Raw genomic sequence first — 15,235 nt, 5'->3', positions numbered from 1 at the left:
CGGTGGCGTTCACGGCGGCGCCACGCCGGTGCCCCTGGGATCTGACTGAGTGATTCCACTCAGTGAATCACTCGGAGGCACCGGAGGGCCGCCCCATGATCGGCACCGATCCCGCATCCCCGATCAACCGCCGTCGTTTTCTGCTCGCTTCCGGCGCCGCCGTGGCGGGAGCGGCCGGAACGGCGGCAGCTCTCGTGCCCCGGCAGCGGCGGCTACCCCCGGTACAGCAGGCGGTGCGGGCCACCGCCGGACATCCGGCCCGCACCGTCCGCCGGTCGGCGCCGTATGCGGCGACCACGCTGGAGACGACAGCCGTCCTCGGCGGCGGACCCGCCGACCGCTTCCGGCGGCTGGTCTCCGGACCCGGCTGGCCCCTGGCCGTACGGGGAGAACTCGCCGCTGCCGGCAGCGGCCGCGAGGACCGGCGTACCGCGCTCGCGTGCTTCGTGCAGTTCACCGACCTTCATCTCACCGATGTGCAGAACCCGCTGCGTACGGAGTTCCTGCGCGCCCGCACGCTCACCTCGTGGCGGGCGCAGGAGGCGCTGACGGTGGCGGGTGCGGTCGCACTCGTGGAGCAGGTGAACGCGCTCGGCAAGGGCCCGTACACCGGCCTCGCGCCGGCCTTCGTGATGACGACGGGCGACAACGTCGACAACAACTCGATGATCGAGCTGGAGTGGTTCCTGACGCTGATGAGCGGTGGCCGGATCACGCCCAACACCGGTGACTCGACGGCCTACGAAGGCGTTCAGAGCTCCGGCCTGCCGCTCTACTGGCACCCGGACGACGCGGCCCTGCGCGACGTCGACAAGCGGCGCGGCCTGCCGCGGATACCCGGCTTCCTCGACGCGGTGACGCGACCCGTGACCAGCCCGGGGCTCCGCGTTCCCTGGTACTCCACGGTCGGCAACCACGACGATCTGCCCGGCGGTTGTCTGTCGCCCCTGCTGAACGAGTTCGCCGTCGGCTCCCGCAAGCTGCTGTCGGTGCCGGATTCGGACGCGGCCGCCTACGGGAAAGCGCTGCAGACGGGCGACGACCCGAAGAGCGAGGTGCTCAGGGCGATCCTGGGCAGGCACGCGGCCTCGGCGCGGACCGTGACGGCCGACGAGCGGCGCCGGCTGTACACCCCGCACGACTATCTGGCCGCGCATCTCGACCCCGCCCATGCCGGTGCCGGTCCGGTCGGCCACGGCTACGCGGAGGACAACCTGGACGGCGACCGGATGTACTACGCCTTCCGGATCGCCGAGAACGTCATCGGTATCAGCATCGACACGACGTACCGCAGCGGCCACTACGAGGGTTCGCTCGGCACCGGTCAACTCCGTTGGCTGGAACGGACCCTGGCCGCGCACAGCTCCCGGTCCTACGACGCCGACAGCCGTCTGGTACGCAATCCCGGGGCCGACGACGCTCACATCCTGGTCTTCAGCCATCACCACAGTGCAGGCATGACCCGCCGTCCCGACGCGGCCCGCACGGAGGAGCCGCGTCACGACGGCGCGGAGGTCCTCGCCCTGCTCGGCCGGTACCCGAACGTGGTGGCCTGGATCAACGGCCACAGCCACGTCAACCGGATCACACCGCATGCGCACGCGACGCCCGCCCGCTCGTTCTGGGAGGTCAACACCGCCTCCCACCTGGACTATCCGCACCACGCTCGCCTGATCGAACTGGCCGACAACGGGGACGGGACACTGTCCCTGTTCACCACCCTCATCGAATCCGCCGCACCGCACCGGACCGAGCCGGACTTCGCCGATCTGTCGGCGGTGGGTCTTGCCTCCCTGTACAGGGAGTTGGCGTACAACGCTCCCGGCCTGGCCGAGGGCATGACGGCGGGGGTCCACGAGGGCTGGGCGGGCGGCGCCGGGGACCGCAATACGGAGCTGTTGGTGGTCTCGCCCGCGTCGGGGTGACGTCCGCCGCCGACCCTACGGCCCACGCGAGCGCCCGCCGGTCCGACCACTGCCTCCCGTCCCCTTCTCGGAGGCCGCACGGAGGCGTACGGCAGGACTCCTCGGGTACTCGTCAGCCGCTTCGAAGGTTCACCACGTGCAGGCCGCGGCAGGCAACACCCTCCTGTCCCCGGGAGGGACGCCCGATCAACGACACGGAGGAGATCCAGCATGGCGAGCAGCACCGAAACCGGTGACGTCACTGGCACGCGGGACAAGGACTACAACCTGATCTGGTACGTCGAGGCGTGCCTCAACAACGCACTTCGCCTGGAGAACTACATCCAGGACGCGGAACGCACCAAGGACACCGAGGTAGTGGAGCTGTTCCGCAAGGCGCAGGCCGACAGCCGCAAGGGCGCCGAACTGGGCAAGAAGCTGCTGCGGACCCGGCTGCACGACTGACGCTCGGCGTTGGGCGGTCACGGACACGAGGCAGCCCAGGACAGTTCAGCCCCGACGGGCGGGGGCACCTCAGCCGGAGGTGTCCCCGCCGGGTCTCACCCCTGGGTGGGTTCCAGGCCGGGGACGGCCACGGGATCATCCGTCGGCGGGCATCACCTTGGTCACCTTGCCACGGGTGTCGGCCGTCAGATAGCCGCTCTCGCTGTATTCGTTGCTGAGGTACACGGCCATGCCGGCGGGGGTGTCGAACACGTCGTTCGGCTGCTCGACCAGCAGGTACCGGCTTGTGACATCGTCGACGTTCAGCCTCTTCCCGGCCTCCGCCAACAGCGCGGGAACCGCGTCCCAGTCGAAGCCGTCCAGGCTCACCGGTTGTCGGCCGCCGGCCAACGTGCCTTTGATGATGCCTTTCTCCACACCCCGTTCGACGCGGTACGTGTAGGTGTCGTACCTGGTCCGGCTGCCCTTGACCATCACGTAGGCGGAGACGTGCTCGGGGTACACCGAGAAGCTGCCGAACCGGTCGCTGCCCGTCTCCGCCTTGAACGCCTTGATCGCGGTGCGGATGCCGTCCGGCGTCAGCAGATCGGTGGTTCTCCCCGGTTCGGTAGGGCCGGAGGTGGGCGTGGAAGAGTTGCTCGGCCGAGAGGTGCTGCTCGGCGTTGGGTCACCGCTGGTCGACGGTCTCGCACTCGTCCCGTTCGCCGAATCCGGGGCGGCCGAGGATCCGGACTGCTCGGCGTCCGGCAGGAGCGACCACACCAGAACGCCGGCGAGCACGGTTCCAGCGGCGGACAGGACGACCGCGGCCCAGCGGCTTCGCCGGGCCGGGCCTACGGGCGCCGGCGCACCGGGCGGACCCGACGGATACGAATACGGCATGGGCGCGGCGGGCGGCCGGGGGACGGCGTCCTGCGGTGTCGGATACCCCGTCGGCGGACCGAATCCGATCGGGCCGGGCGCGGGCACGGAGGAGGTCCCGGTCCCGGCATCCGACGGAGGCGTCGGCCAGGACGGGGGTTCCGCACGGCCTTCGGCCACCGCCGCGAGCATCCGGTCCACGCTCTCGGCATCCGGCCGCGCCGACGGATCCCGCACCAGTACGCGCATCAGCACGTCCGTCAGAGGCCCGGCCTGCACCGGCGGCGGGACCTCGTCGTTGAGGACGGCCGCGAGTGTAGCCAGCGTCGAGCCACGACGCAGCGGATGGTGGCCCTCGACTGCGGCGTACAGCATCATCGCCAGCGACCACAGGTCCGCTGCCGGCCCGTCGTCATGGCCGGAGATGCGCTCCGGTGCCATGTAGTCGGGCGTACCGATGATCGATCCGGTGACGGTGAGGGCCGTCGATTCGCGGATCGCCGCGATCCCGAAGTCCGTGAGCACGGGGCGGCCGTCGAGGCGCAGCAGCACGTTGGCGGGTTTGACGTCCCGGTGCTGGATGCCCACGTCGTGCGCGGCGCGCAGCCCGGCCAGCACGTCGCGCCCGATGCGTGCCGTCTCGACCGGGTCCGTCGGTCCTCGGTCCAGCCGGTCGGCCAGTGAGCCGCCGCTGACCAGTTCCATGACGATCCACGGATAGGTGCCCTCGCCCGCGTCGACGATGTGATGGATCGTCACGACGTTCGGGTGATCGATCCTCGCCAGTGCCCTGGCCTCGCGGAGCACCCGTTCCCGCAGCATCCGCGCGCCGTCCGGGTCGTATTCGGCGAGTGCCGGGTCGGGCGGCCGCACCTCCTTGACGGCCACGTTCCGGTGCAGCGCCAGGTCCGTGGCCCGCCAGACCGTACCCATCCCGCCGCCGCCGAGCCGGGACTCCAGCCTGAACCGTCCGTCGATGACCCGTCTGCCGGAGTCCGCCTCGTTCATGCGCGGAGCTTAGAGGAGAGCTCGGACAGCGGTTTGCCCAGGCGGGGTGCTATCCCCTGGTGAGTTCGAGCACGGTCGCCATGTCGCTGAAGGGGAGCAGTTGTTCGCCGACGATCTGGTGGGGCTCGCTGCCCTTGCCCGCGATCAGGATGATGTCGTCCGGTCCTGCGGCGGAGAGTGCGAAGGCGATGGCCCGGCGGCGGTCGGTGAACTGTTCGAACGGCGTGCCGGTCTCCACGATGCCGGGGGCGATCTGGTCCAGGATCGCCTGGGGGTCCTCGTTGCGGGGGTTGTCCGACGTAAGGACGCACAGGTCGGAGTGGGTTCCGGCGATCCTGCCCATGTCCGCCCGCTTGGTGGTGTCCCGGTCCCCGCCGCAGCCGAAGACGGTGATGATCTGGCCGCGTGCGAAACCGCGGATGGTGGTGAGCACCTTGTTCAGGGAGTCCGGTGAGTGGGCGTAGTCCACGATCACCGAGGTGCCGCGCGGCGTATGGACGCGTTCGAACCGGCCCGGGATCGCGGGCATCCGCTCAAGGGCGGCGACCAGCCCGCCCAGGTCGTGGCCCAGAAGGTGGCAGGCCGCCACGGTGGCCAGCGCGTTGGCCACCGAGAAGTGGCCCGGGACGGGGATCGCCGCCGGATACTTGCGGCCGTCGTGGTGCAGGATGAAACGCGTGCCGAAGGCGTCCACGGAGATGTCGGTGGCCCGGTAGTCCGCCTCGGCCTCCAGGGCGTACGTGGTCACCGCGCCCGGCATCATCGCCTGGATCCCGGCGCCCACCGGGTCGTCGGCGTTGACCACCGCGCGCTCGCACAAGCCCTGGAACAGGCGGAGCTTGGCGTCCCGGTAGTTGGCCATCGTTCCGTGGTCGTCCAGGTGGTCCTGCGTCAGGTTGGTGAAGACGCCGACGTCGATGAACGTGCGGTCCACCCGGTGGGTCAGCAGGGCCATGGACGTGGCTTCGAGCACCGTGCTGCCGACTCCGCGGTCGCGCATGCACCCCAGCAGATACTGCAGGTCCGGCGACTCCGGCGTGGTCAGCACGGACCGCGGCATCGGGATCAGCTCGTCGCCGATGCGGCTGCCCGCCGTCCCGATGACCCCGACCTTCGCGCCCTCGGAGATCCGCAGTACCGACTCGACCATGTACGACACGGACGTCTTGCCGTTGGTGCCGGTGATCGCCACCATGTCCATCTGCCGGCCCGGCTCACCGAAGTAGCGAGAAGCGACGACCGCGGCCGCCGTCCGGGTCTCCGGCACCCGTACGACACACACCTGCGGGGCCGACGCCCATACCGACGCCGCGGGTTCCGGCGCCGCCGCGTCGACGAGTACCGCCGCCGCGCCGCGTGCGAGGGCCGGTGCCACCGAGCCGGGGCCGCCTTCCCGGTGGCCGGGCACGGCGATGAACAGCGAACCCGGTGTCACCCGGTCGGCGTCGAAGGCCGTTCCCGCGGTGATCTCCGTCCTCGCCGGGTCGCCCTGCAGAACGTCGTGTTCCTGCCCGGCCAGCAACTCGCTCAGCTTCACAGTGATCCCTTCGAAGGTGGCTCGGCCGTCGTGCGGCCGTCGCCGGGCGGCAGCCCCGGCGGTGCGCCGGACGCTGCGGTGGTGCCGTTGAGCGGGTGAGCAGATGCCGCGGACGCGCCTGGTCAGAGCCCGAGGTGACGGCTCGGACGGCGGCGGAGGTTCTGCGGTGTGGTGGAAGGTGCAGCGGGCCGGGCGGGGCCGTGGCCCAGCTCGGGAGGGCGCGGAGAATCGCTAGCCGTGGCCGTGCAGCGCGTTACGGCCGGTCTCGGGCGCTTCGATATCAGCTGCGGTCGCCGGGCCGACGGTCACCGATCCTGCGGCGACCGGGCACAGCCGACGGGCAGCCCGTTGCAGGCTCTCCCTCTCGGCATGTGTGCGACCCATGTGGCGAGTGTACGTCCGCCGGAGCGGCCCGAGAGCCGCGCTTCCCGGCCCCGCCCGTCCATAGCCGGAAGTTATGACGACAGGTCTTGGACACCACCCAGCCTTACGCGCCAGCATCGGTCCCCGGAGCCGAGCGGGAGGTCCCTGATGGAACTGGGAGTCAACGGGTTGAGCGCCAAGGCGACGCTGCACCCCGACACGACGGCCAAGTTGGCGGTGCGCGCGGAGGAACTCGGCTACACCTCCTGGTGGGCGGGCGACCATGTCGTACTGCCCAGCCCCCGCGTACCGGACTCACCGATGGAGCCGACGGATCCCATCCTGGACCCGCTGGTGCACCTGGCATACGTCGCCGCTCTGACCCGACGGCTCGAACTGGGCACCGGAATCGTCATCCTGCCCCAGCGCAACCCCCTGGTACTCGCCAAGCAGGTCGCCAGTCTCGACGTCCTCAGCGGCGGCCGCGTGATCCTCGGTGTCGGCGCCGGCTATCTCGAACCGGAGATGACCGCGGTGGGGTTGCCCATGGCCGAGCGCGGTCGCCGCACCGACGAGTACCTCGACGCGATGACCGCCCTCTGGAACGACCCCGCCCCCTCCCACCACGGCCGGTTCGTCTCGTTCGAGAACGTGGATGCGCACCCCCGGCCGGTCCGGGACGGAGGGCCGCGCATCATGGTCGGCGGCCACAGTCCCGCCGCCTTCCGCCGCGCGGTCGCCCGCGGCCACGGCTGGATCGGCAACGGCGGCTCCCCGCAGGACCTCGCCGCGCATCTGGCCGGCCTGGAGCGCGCCGCCACCGAAGTCGAACGCCCGGCCCGCCTGGGCCGGTTGACCATCACCTTCATGCCGTTCCCCGGGCAGGTGTCCCCCGAAGCCGCCCGCGAGTACGCCGGGCTCGGAGTCGACCGCCTGTTGATCTATCCCCTGCCGCTGGAGGACCCGGCCGACGTCACCTCGTACCTGGAGCGGCACGCCGACCTGCCCCGCTGACCCGGTCACGGGGTGGCAGGTCCGTCACCGGTGGCGGCCCGGCCTCAGTCCAGCCGGCAGTTGGCCGACCAGCACGGTCGCCAGTTCCTCGTGGAGCGGCTCGTGGCCGAGCAACAGCCGGTGGTGGACGGGCGCGAAGAGCTGGTCGACCGCGACGGGCACGTCCGTGCCGGGGGCCGGCTCACCGCGCCCGACCGCCTCGTGCAGGAGGTGGGCGGCGATGTCCCGGCGCGGTCTGATCCAGTGCTCGTCGACGGCCTGCCTGATGTCGGGATCGGCCTGCGCCGCCGCGACGAGGTCGGCCACCAGCGGGCCCACCGCGGGGTCCCGGAACAGCCCCGCCGGCGCCCCCACTTGGGACACCAGGACGTCGGCGAGCGCCCTGGCCGGCGGATCGGCGGGGACCCCGAGGTGCACGAGGAGTTCTGACGCCGCGCGTACGTCCTACTCGGCGCGACGGCGAACCGCCGCGAGCAGGCGCCGCATGCCCTTCACGTGCCCGCCCGTCCCCATGATGAGCCGTCGGTAGAGGCTGCCGGCCAGGCCGGGAAAGGCCGCTCGGCTTTCGGCGCGCAGCCGTGACCGGCCGGGGTCGACGGGTTCGAGGCGGAAGATGAGGGCGTAGGACGAGAAGTGGTGGCGCCCCTCCAGGACCAGTTCCCGTCCCGGGATCGCGGACACCACTCGGAACCCGGGAAACGTCGAGCCCTCGGCGAGCGGCCGTGGCCCGGACGCCGCGCGGTCGGCGGCCCTGACCAGTCTCGCGTAGCCGGCCGCGCCGGGACGCGAGAAGGACCGGTCCAGTGTTTCGCCCAGACTGCGCCACACGTCGTCGACGCCCGCCGCGATGTCCGTCGCGTGTTCATCGAGGTACGGCATCGAAGCGATCCGCATCAGAGCCTCCGTTCGGTCCGATCGCGGTCGGCACACCGGTCGTTCGGTGTGGTCCAGATCCAGCATGTGGTTGTGGCGCCCGGAGAAGCAGCGTACTCCGGGCGATCCCGGCGTCGCTGTCGGTGAGCGGTCGCGGCGTCATACCTTCCAGGAGCGGAGCTGCTCCGCCACCACGACGACGCCGAGGCGGGTGTCGCGGATCTTGCGTACGAGATCGGACAGGGCTCCGTAGGGCGGGTCGATACCTTCGCCGGACTGGTCCATGTACTGGGCGGCGACGAACGCGGCGTACAGGCTGTTGCGGTACGGGAGCGGCTCCAGGCGCACGATGGTGTGCATCAGTGCGGCCGCACGCCACGCGGTGTCCGGGTCGGAGGCTTCGAGGGTCGGCAGTTTGGTCCGGTGCCGGGCGACGGCCGCCACGAGCGCGGAGTAGTCCGCGACCGACATGTCCTCACGGTCGAGTGCGGCTTCCTGGACGTCCAGGAGCCAGGAGACGTCGATGTAGAGCTTGGGCATCAGGCGGCCGCGGCCCCGTCGCGCGCGGAGGGCGGCAGCTCGTCGGGGAAGGCGTCGTCGAACTCGGTGCGCAGCCGGTCGGCCCATGCGCTCGCTCCGGCGACGAACCGCTGACGGTACATCTCGCGGACGCCCAGGTCGTGCAGGTACTGCTTGAGGCTCTTGCCCTCGGCCGCGGCAGCCGCGCGCACGCCTTCGAGCTCCTCGTCGGTGAAGGACACGTTCAGGGATGGCATACCGCGATGGTACCTAGTTGGTGCCTGTTGTGCAGAGGGTCGGTGACTCGACGGTCGTCGCCGGCGGTCGAGGGGCATCCGGCGCCCACGATCGCCGCCGAGAGCCCCTGACGTGATTGTCAGCCCTCGAACTCCGTTAGGTCGATCCCGTAGATCCGCAGGTCGTGCCCGTGAACGGGGTCCTGCGTCGCGGTCTCCTCATGCATACCGAGCTTGTCCAGTACGTTCGCCGACGCGGTGTCGCCCGCCCGGCTCACGGCGACGACCCGGTCCAGACCGCGGTCCTGCAAAGCGAACTCGAGCGCGGCCTGGGCCGCCTCCGACGCATATCCCTGCCCCCAGAACATGCGTCCGAGCCGCCAGCTGATCGCCACCTGACCCGCGACCTTCGGCGGAGAATCCAGAACGTACAGACCGACCGCACCGGCCAGCTCCCCGGATGCGAGGAGCTCGACGGCGAAGAGCCCGAAGCCCTCCTCGTCCCACTCCTCCTCCCACGCCTCGATGTCCTCGGCGGTCTGCTCCAGGGAGCGCGGCTCGCCGTCCCCGATCCAACGCATCACCTCCGCATCGGCGTGGATCTCGGACAGGGGTACCAGGTCGTCGTCCAGCCAGCGGCGCAGTACAAGACGGGGGGTGCGGATCTCGCTCATACCCCCATCTTGTCGATACGCGGACGTGAGCGCGAATATCCGCACGACGAGGGGTGCGAGCGGTGTGCCCGTCGGTCGGGGCAGGGGCCCGGAGTGCCACGCGGCGGGGCCGTGGCGCGCGGCGCAATGACCGTGGTCGTGCGGTGCGGCCGTCGGACACCGCGGCGCGCAGACCGACGGAAGACAGGCCCCGAACCGGTCAAGACGTGCTCGATTTCCTTGCCATCCCGAGGAGACGGGCGTTCGGGTTGGGCGTCGGCGGGTGGATCTGACGGTCTATCGTGGTCGGCATGTCCGTCCCTGAACTGATCCGTATCGTCTCCCGCGACTCGCCGATGGCCCTGGCCCAGGTGGAGCGCGTGCGCGCCGAACTGGCCGCGCTCCACCCTGCCATCCGTACCGAGGTCGTGCCCGTGAAGACGACCGGCGACAAGTGGATGGGCGACCTGGCCCTGGTCGAGGGCAAGGGCGCGTTCACCAAAGAGGTGGACGCCGCGCTCCTGGCCGGTGCGGCGGACCTGGCGGTGCACTGCGTCAAGGACGTGCCCGCCGACCGGCCGCTCCCGGCGGGCACGGTGTTCGCCGCGTTCCTCAAGCGGGACGACATCCGCGACGCGCTCATCCATCCCGGCGGGCTCACGCTCGACGAACTGCCGGCCGGAACGCGGATCGGGACCTCCTCGGTACGCCGCGTCGCGCAGCTGGCCGCCTCCCATTCGCACCTGGAGTGCGTGCCGTTCCGCGGCAACGCCAACCGGCGGCTGGCGAAGCTGGCGGCCGGCGAGGCGGACGCGCTGCTGCTCGCCGTCTCAGGCCTGGAGCGGATCGCCCGTACGGACGTGATCACCGAGGTCCTCTCCCCCGACACGATGATGCCGCCGATCGGCGCGGGCATCCTCGCCCTCCAGTGCCGCGCGGACGACACCGCGGTCATCGACATCGTCAGCGACCTCGGCGACCCGGACACCTACCGTGAAGCCACCGCCGAGCGCATGTTCCTGCACGTCCTGCAGGGCCACTGCAACAGCCCCATCGCCGGTTACGCGAAGACCGAGCGGAACGGCGAACTGTCCCTGCGCGCCTGCGTGTTCACCCCCGACGGCAAGACCCAGCTCAACGCCCACGAGTGGGCCGGCCGCCTCGACCCCGCCACCCTCGGCACCTCCGTCGCCGTCGCACTGCTGCGCCAGGGCGCACGCGAACTGATCGACAACATCGCCCACTGACCCGGTACGGGATCCACTGGGCCCCGTCCGAACCCTGTCCGGACCATCTGGGCGGCGGCGCCACCTGCCCGGGCGGATTCCCACGGCCTGCCGCGGAATCCCCGGCCACTGCAACCTTCGGCGCCTGCCGCACGTCCACCTGACGCGAGCCGAATCCAGCGGCAGGCGCGGACTACTCAGCGGGCCGGCCGAATCGGTCCGCCTCACGCGTCGGGGGACGATGTGACATCGGACAACGAAGAGCACGGTTTCACAGGAAGCGTGCGGCGGTTCTTCTGGCTGCCGCGGCACGCCCCGCGACATGCCGCACCGGTCTGGCCCCTGGCGCGGGTCTGGCTCTTCATCGTGGCGGCGGGGGCCGGTGCCGCCGCCCTCGGCTGGGGGGACCTGGTGGTGGTCCTGATGTTCGTCGGCATCGTGCACGCCCTGCTCGACGACGTCATCAACGGGGTCCGGCATCGCTGGCCGGCCTTCGTGGCCGGACTGTCGGCAGGGTGGTGCGTGGACAGGCTCGCCGAAGCCGTTCTGTCCGCTCCCGCCGATCCCCATTGGGCCGACTGGGCCGGCCTCACGTGCGGGAGTCTGGCCGCTTTCGCGACCTTCGTGGCTGTCACGCGCCTGCCGGCCGCTCGCCTGCGCGTCTGAGGAGTACCCCAGCGCGGCGGCACCGCCGCTCGTAAGGCACGGCGGCTGATGGGCCGGCCACGGCCGCCGACAGCGGAGCGGTTGGCGGCGGAGCGGCTGCCATGACAGGGTCAGCCGGATCGTGAACGTGCCGTTGGTGAGGGGAAGTTCGTGGACACGCAGGTGTGGGACGCACTGGTCGGATCGATGAAGAACGCATACGCCACAGACCTGGCCGAGGGCGCGGTGCCCCGCCCGGTCATCATGCCGCTGGTGCGCGGCGAGCTGGTCGGACTGGTCTGGGTACGCCCCATCAAGGCCGGCGAGGACGCGCTCACCGGCATCGCCGCGCTCTCGAACATCGCCGCGGCGGCCGGCGCGGACGAAGTCGTCCTCGCCTGGGAGACCCGGGACCTCGCCACCGTCTGCCGGTTGCCGGTCGTCGGCCCGGCGCCCTGCCTGAACATGGTGCACGCCACGCAGGACGGCCATGTCCTTCACCGGTTCCCCTACACCGAACAGCCCCCGGCCCGCTCCCCCGAAGACTCGGCCTCGGTCGAACCCCACTGGCTTCCCGCTCCCGAGCCGCAGCCGGGCGGCGAGCTGGTCCCGCCGATCCGGGCCGCCGTCGACTTCTCCTTCACCCCGCTCGAACTGGACCACCCCTCCCCCTTCGGCGTCACCGTCGTCCTGATGGAAGAAGACGGCTACAGCATCCGCCTGGCCGAGGCGTTCGCCGGCTGACAGTCGCACCCGGGACGCGGGCGCGGGCGGCGCCGGGAGGGTCCGTCCCAGGCTCCCGCCCGACGGAATCGGAGCCGGTACGAGCGTCAGGCGACCAGGGCCCGCGGACCCCGCCGCATCGGACGCGGACGAGGGCCGGGATGATGGCCGGTATGCGTATCCGCATCGAAGCCGTCGACCTGCCCGGTCTCACCTGCCCGGCCCTCGCCGACAGCAACGCCCCCGCGTACGGCAACGTCCATGTCGCCGTCCAACGCCGTGACCGTCCGGCCGAACTCCTGGAGCCGCACCCCGGCGACGCCCCGTCCGCGACCTGGACCCTGGAGTGCACCGCGACCGCCTCGCCGACCGGCACCGAGGTGCAGGGCCCCTACGTGCAGGACCGGCTGGGCCGCCGGTTCATCTACCTGTCGTGGGGCACGGTCGACGAGTCGGGTGTCTTCACGATGTTCCGCCGCGCCAAGCTCATGCTCGACGTCGTGCCTGCCGAGGTACTCGCCGCCGCTCGCGACGGCCTGCTGGTCGGACGCCTCGGCCTGACGGACCCGCGCGGCGGACCCCTGTGCGCACGGGTCGAGCCCCCGCACATCACGTGGACCGCGCAAGCCGCCGAACGCGCCGAACCCGCCAAGTAGAAGCAGAAGTAGAAGCAGCGGAAGGACGACAACAAGCCAGTCGTCACACCTCCGGTCCGCCCCCGCCCCGCCCCTGGCGGGGAGATCATCTTCCCGTGTGCAACCAATAGACTGCCGCGGCGCGTCCGTCACACCAGTCGCAATCGGGGGAACCGAAGCAATGAACGCATGGAACCCGCAGGGGCAGCCACCATATGACCCTTACGGTCGCAACGCGCCCCCTCCCCCTCAGGGCCCGAACCCGTACAACCCCGTGCCGCCGCAGGGCGGTTACCCGCCCAACCCGCCATATCCCCACCCGCCGTACCCCGGATATCCGCAGCCGGGGCCCGTACCCATGCGTCCCGTGGGACCGATCGGCAGACTGTTCCGCACCGTCAACCCCATCGCGGTCGGACGCAGGGTCTTCAAGCCGTCACGGCCGGGCCGGGTCGACGACGCGGTGGTCGCCCGTATCCAGAAGATCCGCACCATCGTCGGTCTTGCCGCCGTCTTGTGGGTGACGCTCTCCTACAAACTCGCCCAGTCGGCGGGGGACATCGCCAACGACCGCTTCAATCAGTCCTGGATCAGCACCCTCGTACTCTCGGTGACCTTCCCGGTGGTCGTCGGCCTGCTGCTCGCCTCGGCCCGTCCGGCTGCCCGTCGGGAGTTGCTGCGCCGCGCGGCCAAGCCCTTCGGCTCGATCCTGGCGATCATCGCCGGTGTTGCCGTCTTCCCCGCGTTCGTGCTCACCGGAGTCGTCGAGGGCCGGTTCGCGACGAACCCTCCGATGACGGTGATCACGTATGTCGCCACGCTGTTCACGCTCTTCTGGGTCTTCCCGTTCGTCATCTACGGCATCGGAATGTCCCTCGTGCACGTCTTCCGCACCGCGGACATCCACGAGACGGTGCCGCCGCTGCTGACGATGACGCTCGTATGGGAGATGGCGTTCATCGACCTTCTCACCGGCGCCTACGAGACTCTGCCGGGGCCCGTGCGGATCGTGCTCATGCTCGGCGCCCCGCTCTCGGTCACCGCGGTGGCCCTCTGGGAGATGCGGCGACTCCGCGTCAACTACGGCCTCACACTGCGCGGCGCACTCATGCGCTGAGCGGCGCCTGTTCCCGGAAGCCGTCTCCGCGGCCCGCCCTCACCACTGTGCCGCACAGCCGGACACCTTCGGCGAGTGCCGAAGGTGTGGCCGGGTCTGACAGAAGTTTGTTCACTGCGGGGCCACAGTCGGCGCCCCGGGCCGGCCGGCGGCCTGAGTCACCGATGCTGGTGGGAGAGCCGCCGCGCCACCGGGGGAATGATCACAGCGGCGGCCACCAGGTGGGACACGGCCAGGACGATCTGGGTGGACGTGGCGGTGTGCGGGGCGAGGGCGGGGCCGGCGAGGGACAGGACGGTGAGCGCGACGGTGCTCACCACGAACGTGCGGGCGGGTCGCTTGGCCCAGCGGGCCAGGGCCACCGCGAGGACGATGCCGGCGATCGACCAGAACAGCACGCCGCCGGCGAAGCCGCCCACCGGGATCGCCGCGGCCTCCGTCTCGCCGGGGCTGGCCGCCTCCATGGGCACGCCGACGCCGCGGGCGATGAGCGCGAAAGCCTCGGTCACGACGGCACCGGCGAGGATCGCCAGGGCACCGACCTGCCATACGCGATACGTGGCGAGCGCCCGTACGAACCGGGACGAGGACGACGACGGGGTGGTGTTCTGGGCCTGGGACGCGGTCACGCTCATGTCACTGACTCCTGCTTCGGCGTTGGCGGCTGGTAAGCCTTTCGTGTAGTTGGACCGAGCGGCGCCGCACAACTCATCGGTCACCGGACGACGTTTTCCGCGGATGCCTGCGAACGATGCGAAGGAGCCGTGCCAGGGGCGCCCGCCTACCGGGCCGCCGCAGAGTCGATCGCCGCCTGCACCGTCTCCAGGAACCGGGCGAGGTCAGGCAGTTCGTCCCACTCTTTCGCGGAGTACCTCCATATATGGCGGTTCCCCGGTACCTCCGGCCGGCCGTGGCAGATCTCCATGGTCCGGTTCCCCTTGCGGTCAGGGCCCTTGACGCGGATATGCATGTGCCGCACGTGGAAACGGGCACCGCTGCCGCCGAAAACCTCAAGTACCCGGCCGTCGAAGGAGAAGAGCTCTCCGCCGACCGTGGTCGTGATCTCGTCGTTCATGGGGCGACGTTAGCGGGCACAGCCGCCGATGACAGACGAGGCGTTCGAGAAGACGCAGACCTCAAAACCTTTCGGGGTCCTTCGTCGTGCGCCCCAGGTAGGTGACGGGTCCGGGGTCCGGCACCTCGATCTCGTGGAAGCCCAGCCGGTCGTAGAAGGCCCTGGCCGCGGCGTTGACCGTCACCATGGACAGGTGGACGGCGGGCACTCCCCCGTCCCGCAGAGCCCGTAGGAACGTCCGCATCAGCGCACGACCGTGGCCGCGGCCCTGCCACTCGGGGAGCATGCTCGTCCAGGGGGCGCACCTCGCGATGCGCCGGATGGCCCGCGTGCGCGAGACAGACGGCACGCAGCGACTCGCGCAGCTCGCGCGCGCCCGCC

General features: G+C 70.9%; 18 protein-coding genes and 1 pseudogene. 8 read left to right on the top strand and 11 right to left on the bottom strand.

What is annotated here, in order from left to right; genetic code table 11:
- Positions 1-95 precede the first annotated feature (95 nt).
- Together AB0I18_RS36070 and AB0I18_RS36065 are read left to right on the top strand one after the other, a co-directional pair.
- Complete coding sequence (locus AB0I18_RS36070) at positions 96-1,925, top strand: TIGR03767 family metallophosphoesterase (protein WP_363109909.1); 1,830 nt, start codon at positions 96-98, stop codon at positions 1,923-1,925.
- A 210-nt stretch (positions 1,926-2,135) separates the two neighbouring features.
- Positions 2,136-2,369: a hypothetical protein gene (locus AB0I18_RS36065; RefSeq protein ID WP_363109908.1), complete on the top strand. Its 234-nt coding sequence runs from the start codon at positions 2,136-2,138 to the stop codon at positions 2,367-2,369.
- A gap of 135 nt (positions 2,370-2,504) precedes the next feature.
- Here the strand turns inward: AB0I18_RS36065 and AB0I18_RS36060 are convergent, their stop codons facing one another.
- From AB0I18_RS36060 to AB0I18_RS36050, 3 genes are all read right to left on the bottom strand, one after another.
- Positions 2,505-4,238, bottom strand: a complete 1,734-nt coding sequence (locus AB0I18_RS36060) for a protein kinase (protein ID WP_363109907.1) — start codon at positions 4,236-4,238, stop codon at positions 2,505-2,507.
- A gap of 49 nt (positions 4,239-4,287) precedes the next feature.
- The gene (locus AB0I18_RS36055) at positions 4,288-5,775 is read right to left on the bottom strand and encodes a UDP-N-acetylmuramoyl-L-alanyl-D-glutamate--2,6-diaminopimelate ligase (protein ID WP_363109906.1); all 1,488 of its coding nucleotides are present in this window, start codon (positions 5,773-5,775) and stop codon (positions 4,288-4,290) included.
- A 231-nt stretch (positions 5,776-6,006) separates the two neighbouring features.
- A complete protein-coding gene (locus AB0I18_RS36050) occupies positions 6,007-6,159 on the bottom strand; it encodes a hypothetical protein (protein WP_363109905.1) in 153 nt (50 codons plus the stop codon).
- Between the two features lie 147 nt (positions 6,160-6,306).
- Here AB0I18_RS36050 and AB0I18_RS36045 point away from each other — a divergent pair, with 147 nt between their 5' ends.
- Positions 6,307-7,152 carry an LLM class F420-dependent oxidoreductase gene (locus tag AB0I18_RS36045; protein WP_363109904.1) on the top strand — a complete coding sequence of 282 codons (846 nt, stop codon included), beginning with the start codon at positions 6,307-6,309 and terminating at the stop codon, positions 7,150-7,152.
- 24 nt (positions 7,153-7,176) lie between these two features.
- Here the strand turns inward: AB0I18_RS36045 and AB0I18_RS36040 are convergent, their stop codons facing one another.
- From AB0I18_RS36040 to AB0I18_RS36020, 5 genes are all read right to left on the bottom strand, one after another.
- Positions 7,177-7,569, bottom strand: a complete 393-nt coding sequence (locus tag AB0I18_RS36040) for a TetR-like C-terminal domain-containing protein (RefSeq protein ID WP_363109903.1) — start codon at positions 7,567-7,569, stop codon at positions 7,177-7,179.
- Positions 7,570-7,596: 27 nt separating this feature from the next.
- Positions 7,597-8,046, bottom strand: coding sequence for a hypothetical protein (locus tag AB0I18_RS36035; RefSeq protein WP_363109902.1), 450 nt, complete (start codon positions 8,044-8,046; stop codon positions 7,597-7,599).
- 138 nt (positions 8,047-8,184) lie between these two features.
- Positions 8,185-8,565 carry a toxin Doc gene (locus AB0I18_RS36030; RefSeq protein WP_363109901.1) on the bottom strand — a complete coding sequence of 127 codons (381 nt, stop codon included), beginning with the start codon at positions 8,563-8,565 and terminating at the stop codon, positions 8,185-8,187.
- A complete protein-coding gene (locus tag AB0I18_RS36025; protein WP_363109900.1) occupies positions 8,565-8,801 on the bottom strand; it encodes a hypothetical protein in 237 nt (78 codons plus the stop codon). The genes AB0I18_RS36030 and AB0I18_RS36025 overlap by 1 nt, the downstream gene beginning before the upstream one ends.
- Positions 8,802-8,920: 119 nt before the next feature.
- A complete protein-coding gene (locus AB0I18_RS36020; protein ID WP_363109899.1) occupies positions 8,921-9,454 on the bottom strand; it encodes a GNAT family N-acetyltransferase in 534 nt (177 codons plus the stop codon).
- Between the two features lie 290 nt (positions 9,455-9,744).
- On the opposite strand from AB0I18_RS36020, the gene hemC reads away from it, so the two are divergent.
- The 5 genes from hemC to AB0I18_RS35995 all read left to right on the top strand — a co-directional run bounded on the left by hemC (position 9,745) and on the right by AB0I18_RS35995 (position 13,779).
- Positions 9,745-10,680, top strand: a complete 936-nt coding sequence (gene hemC / locus AB0I18_RS36015) for a hydroxymethylbilane synthase (RefSeq protein ID WP_363109898.1) — start codon at positions 9,745-9,747, stop codon at positions 10,678-10,680.
- A gap of 222 nt (positions 10,681-10,902) precedes the next feature.
- Positions 10,903-11,325, top strand: coding sequence for a hypothetical protein (locus tag AB0I18_RS36010; RefSeq protein ID WP_363109897.1), 423 nt, complete (start codon positions 10,903-10,905; stop codon positions 11,323-11,325).
- A 150-nt stretch (positions 11,326-11,475) separates the two neighbouring features.
- Positions 11,476-12,048, top strand: a complete 573-nt coding sequence (locus AB0I18_RS36005) for a hypothetical protein (protein WP_363109896.1) — start codon at positions 11,476-11,478, stop codon at positions 12,046-12,048.
- A 152-nt stretch (positions 12,049-12,200) separates the two neighbouring features.
- Entirely contained in the window at positions 12,201-12,683 is a 483-nt protein-coding gene (locus AB0I18_RS36000; RefSeq protein ID WP_363109895.1) for a DUF5990 family protein, read from the top strand.
- Positions 12,684-13,020: 337 nt separating this feature from the next.
- On the top strand, positions 13,021-13,779 hold the full coding sequence (locus tag AB0I18_RS35995) for a hypothetical protein (protein WP_363109894.1): 759 nt from the start codon (positions 13,021-13,023) through the stop codon (positions 13,777-13,779).
- Between the two features lie 158 nt (positions 13,780-13,937).
- Here the strand turns inward: AB0I18_RS35995 and AB0I18_RS35990 are convergent, their stop codons facing one another.
- The 3 genes and pseudogenes from AB0I18_RS35990 to AB0I18_RS35980 form a co-directional block, all read right to left on the bottom strand.
- Positions 13,938-14,414 (bottom strand): DUF6069 family protein, encoded by a 477-nt coding sequence (locus AB0I18_RS35990; protein WP_363109893.1) that lies wholly within the window; start codon positions 14,412-14,414, stop codon positions 13,938-13,940.
- Between the two features lie 146 nt (positions 14,415-14,560).
- Positions 14,561-14,854 (bottom strand): hypothetical protein, encoded by a 294-nt coding sequence (locus AB0I18_RS35985; RefSeq protein ID WP_363109892.1) that lies wholly within the window; start codon positions 14,852-14,854, stop codon positions 14,561-14,563.
- Positions 14,855-14,915: 61 nt separating this feature from the next.
- Positions 14,916-15,140 (bottom strand): annotated as a pseudogene (locus AB0I18_RS35980) (GNAT family N-acetyltransferase); the annotation flags it as partial.
- Between the last annotated feature and the right edge of the window lie 95 nt (positions 15,141-15,235).

The organism is Streptomyces sp. NPDC050704 (assembly GCF_040654355.1).
Classification (GTDB): domain Bacteria; phylum Actinomycetota; class Actinomycetes; order Streptomycetales; family Streptomycetaceae; genus Streptomyces.
This window is presented reverse-complemented; position numbering and strand designations above follow the sequence as displayed.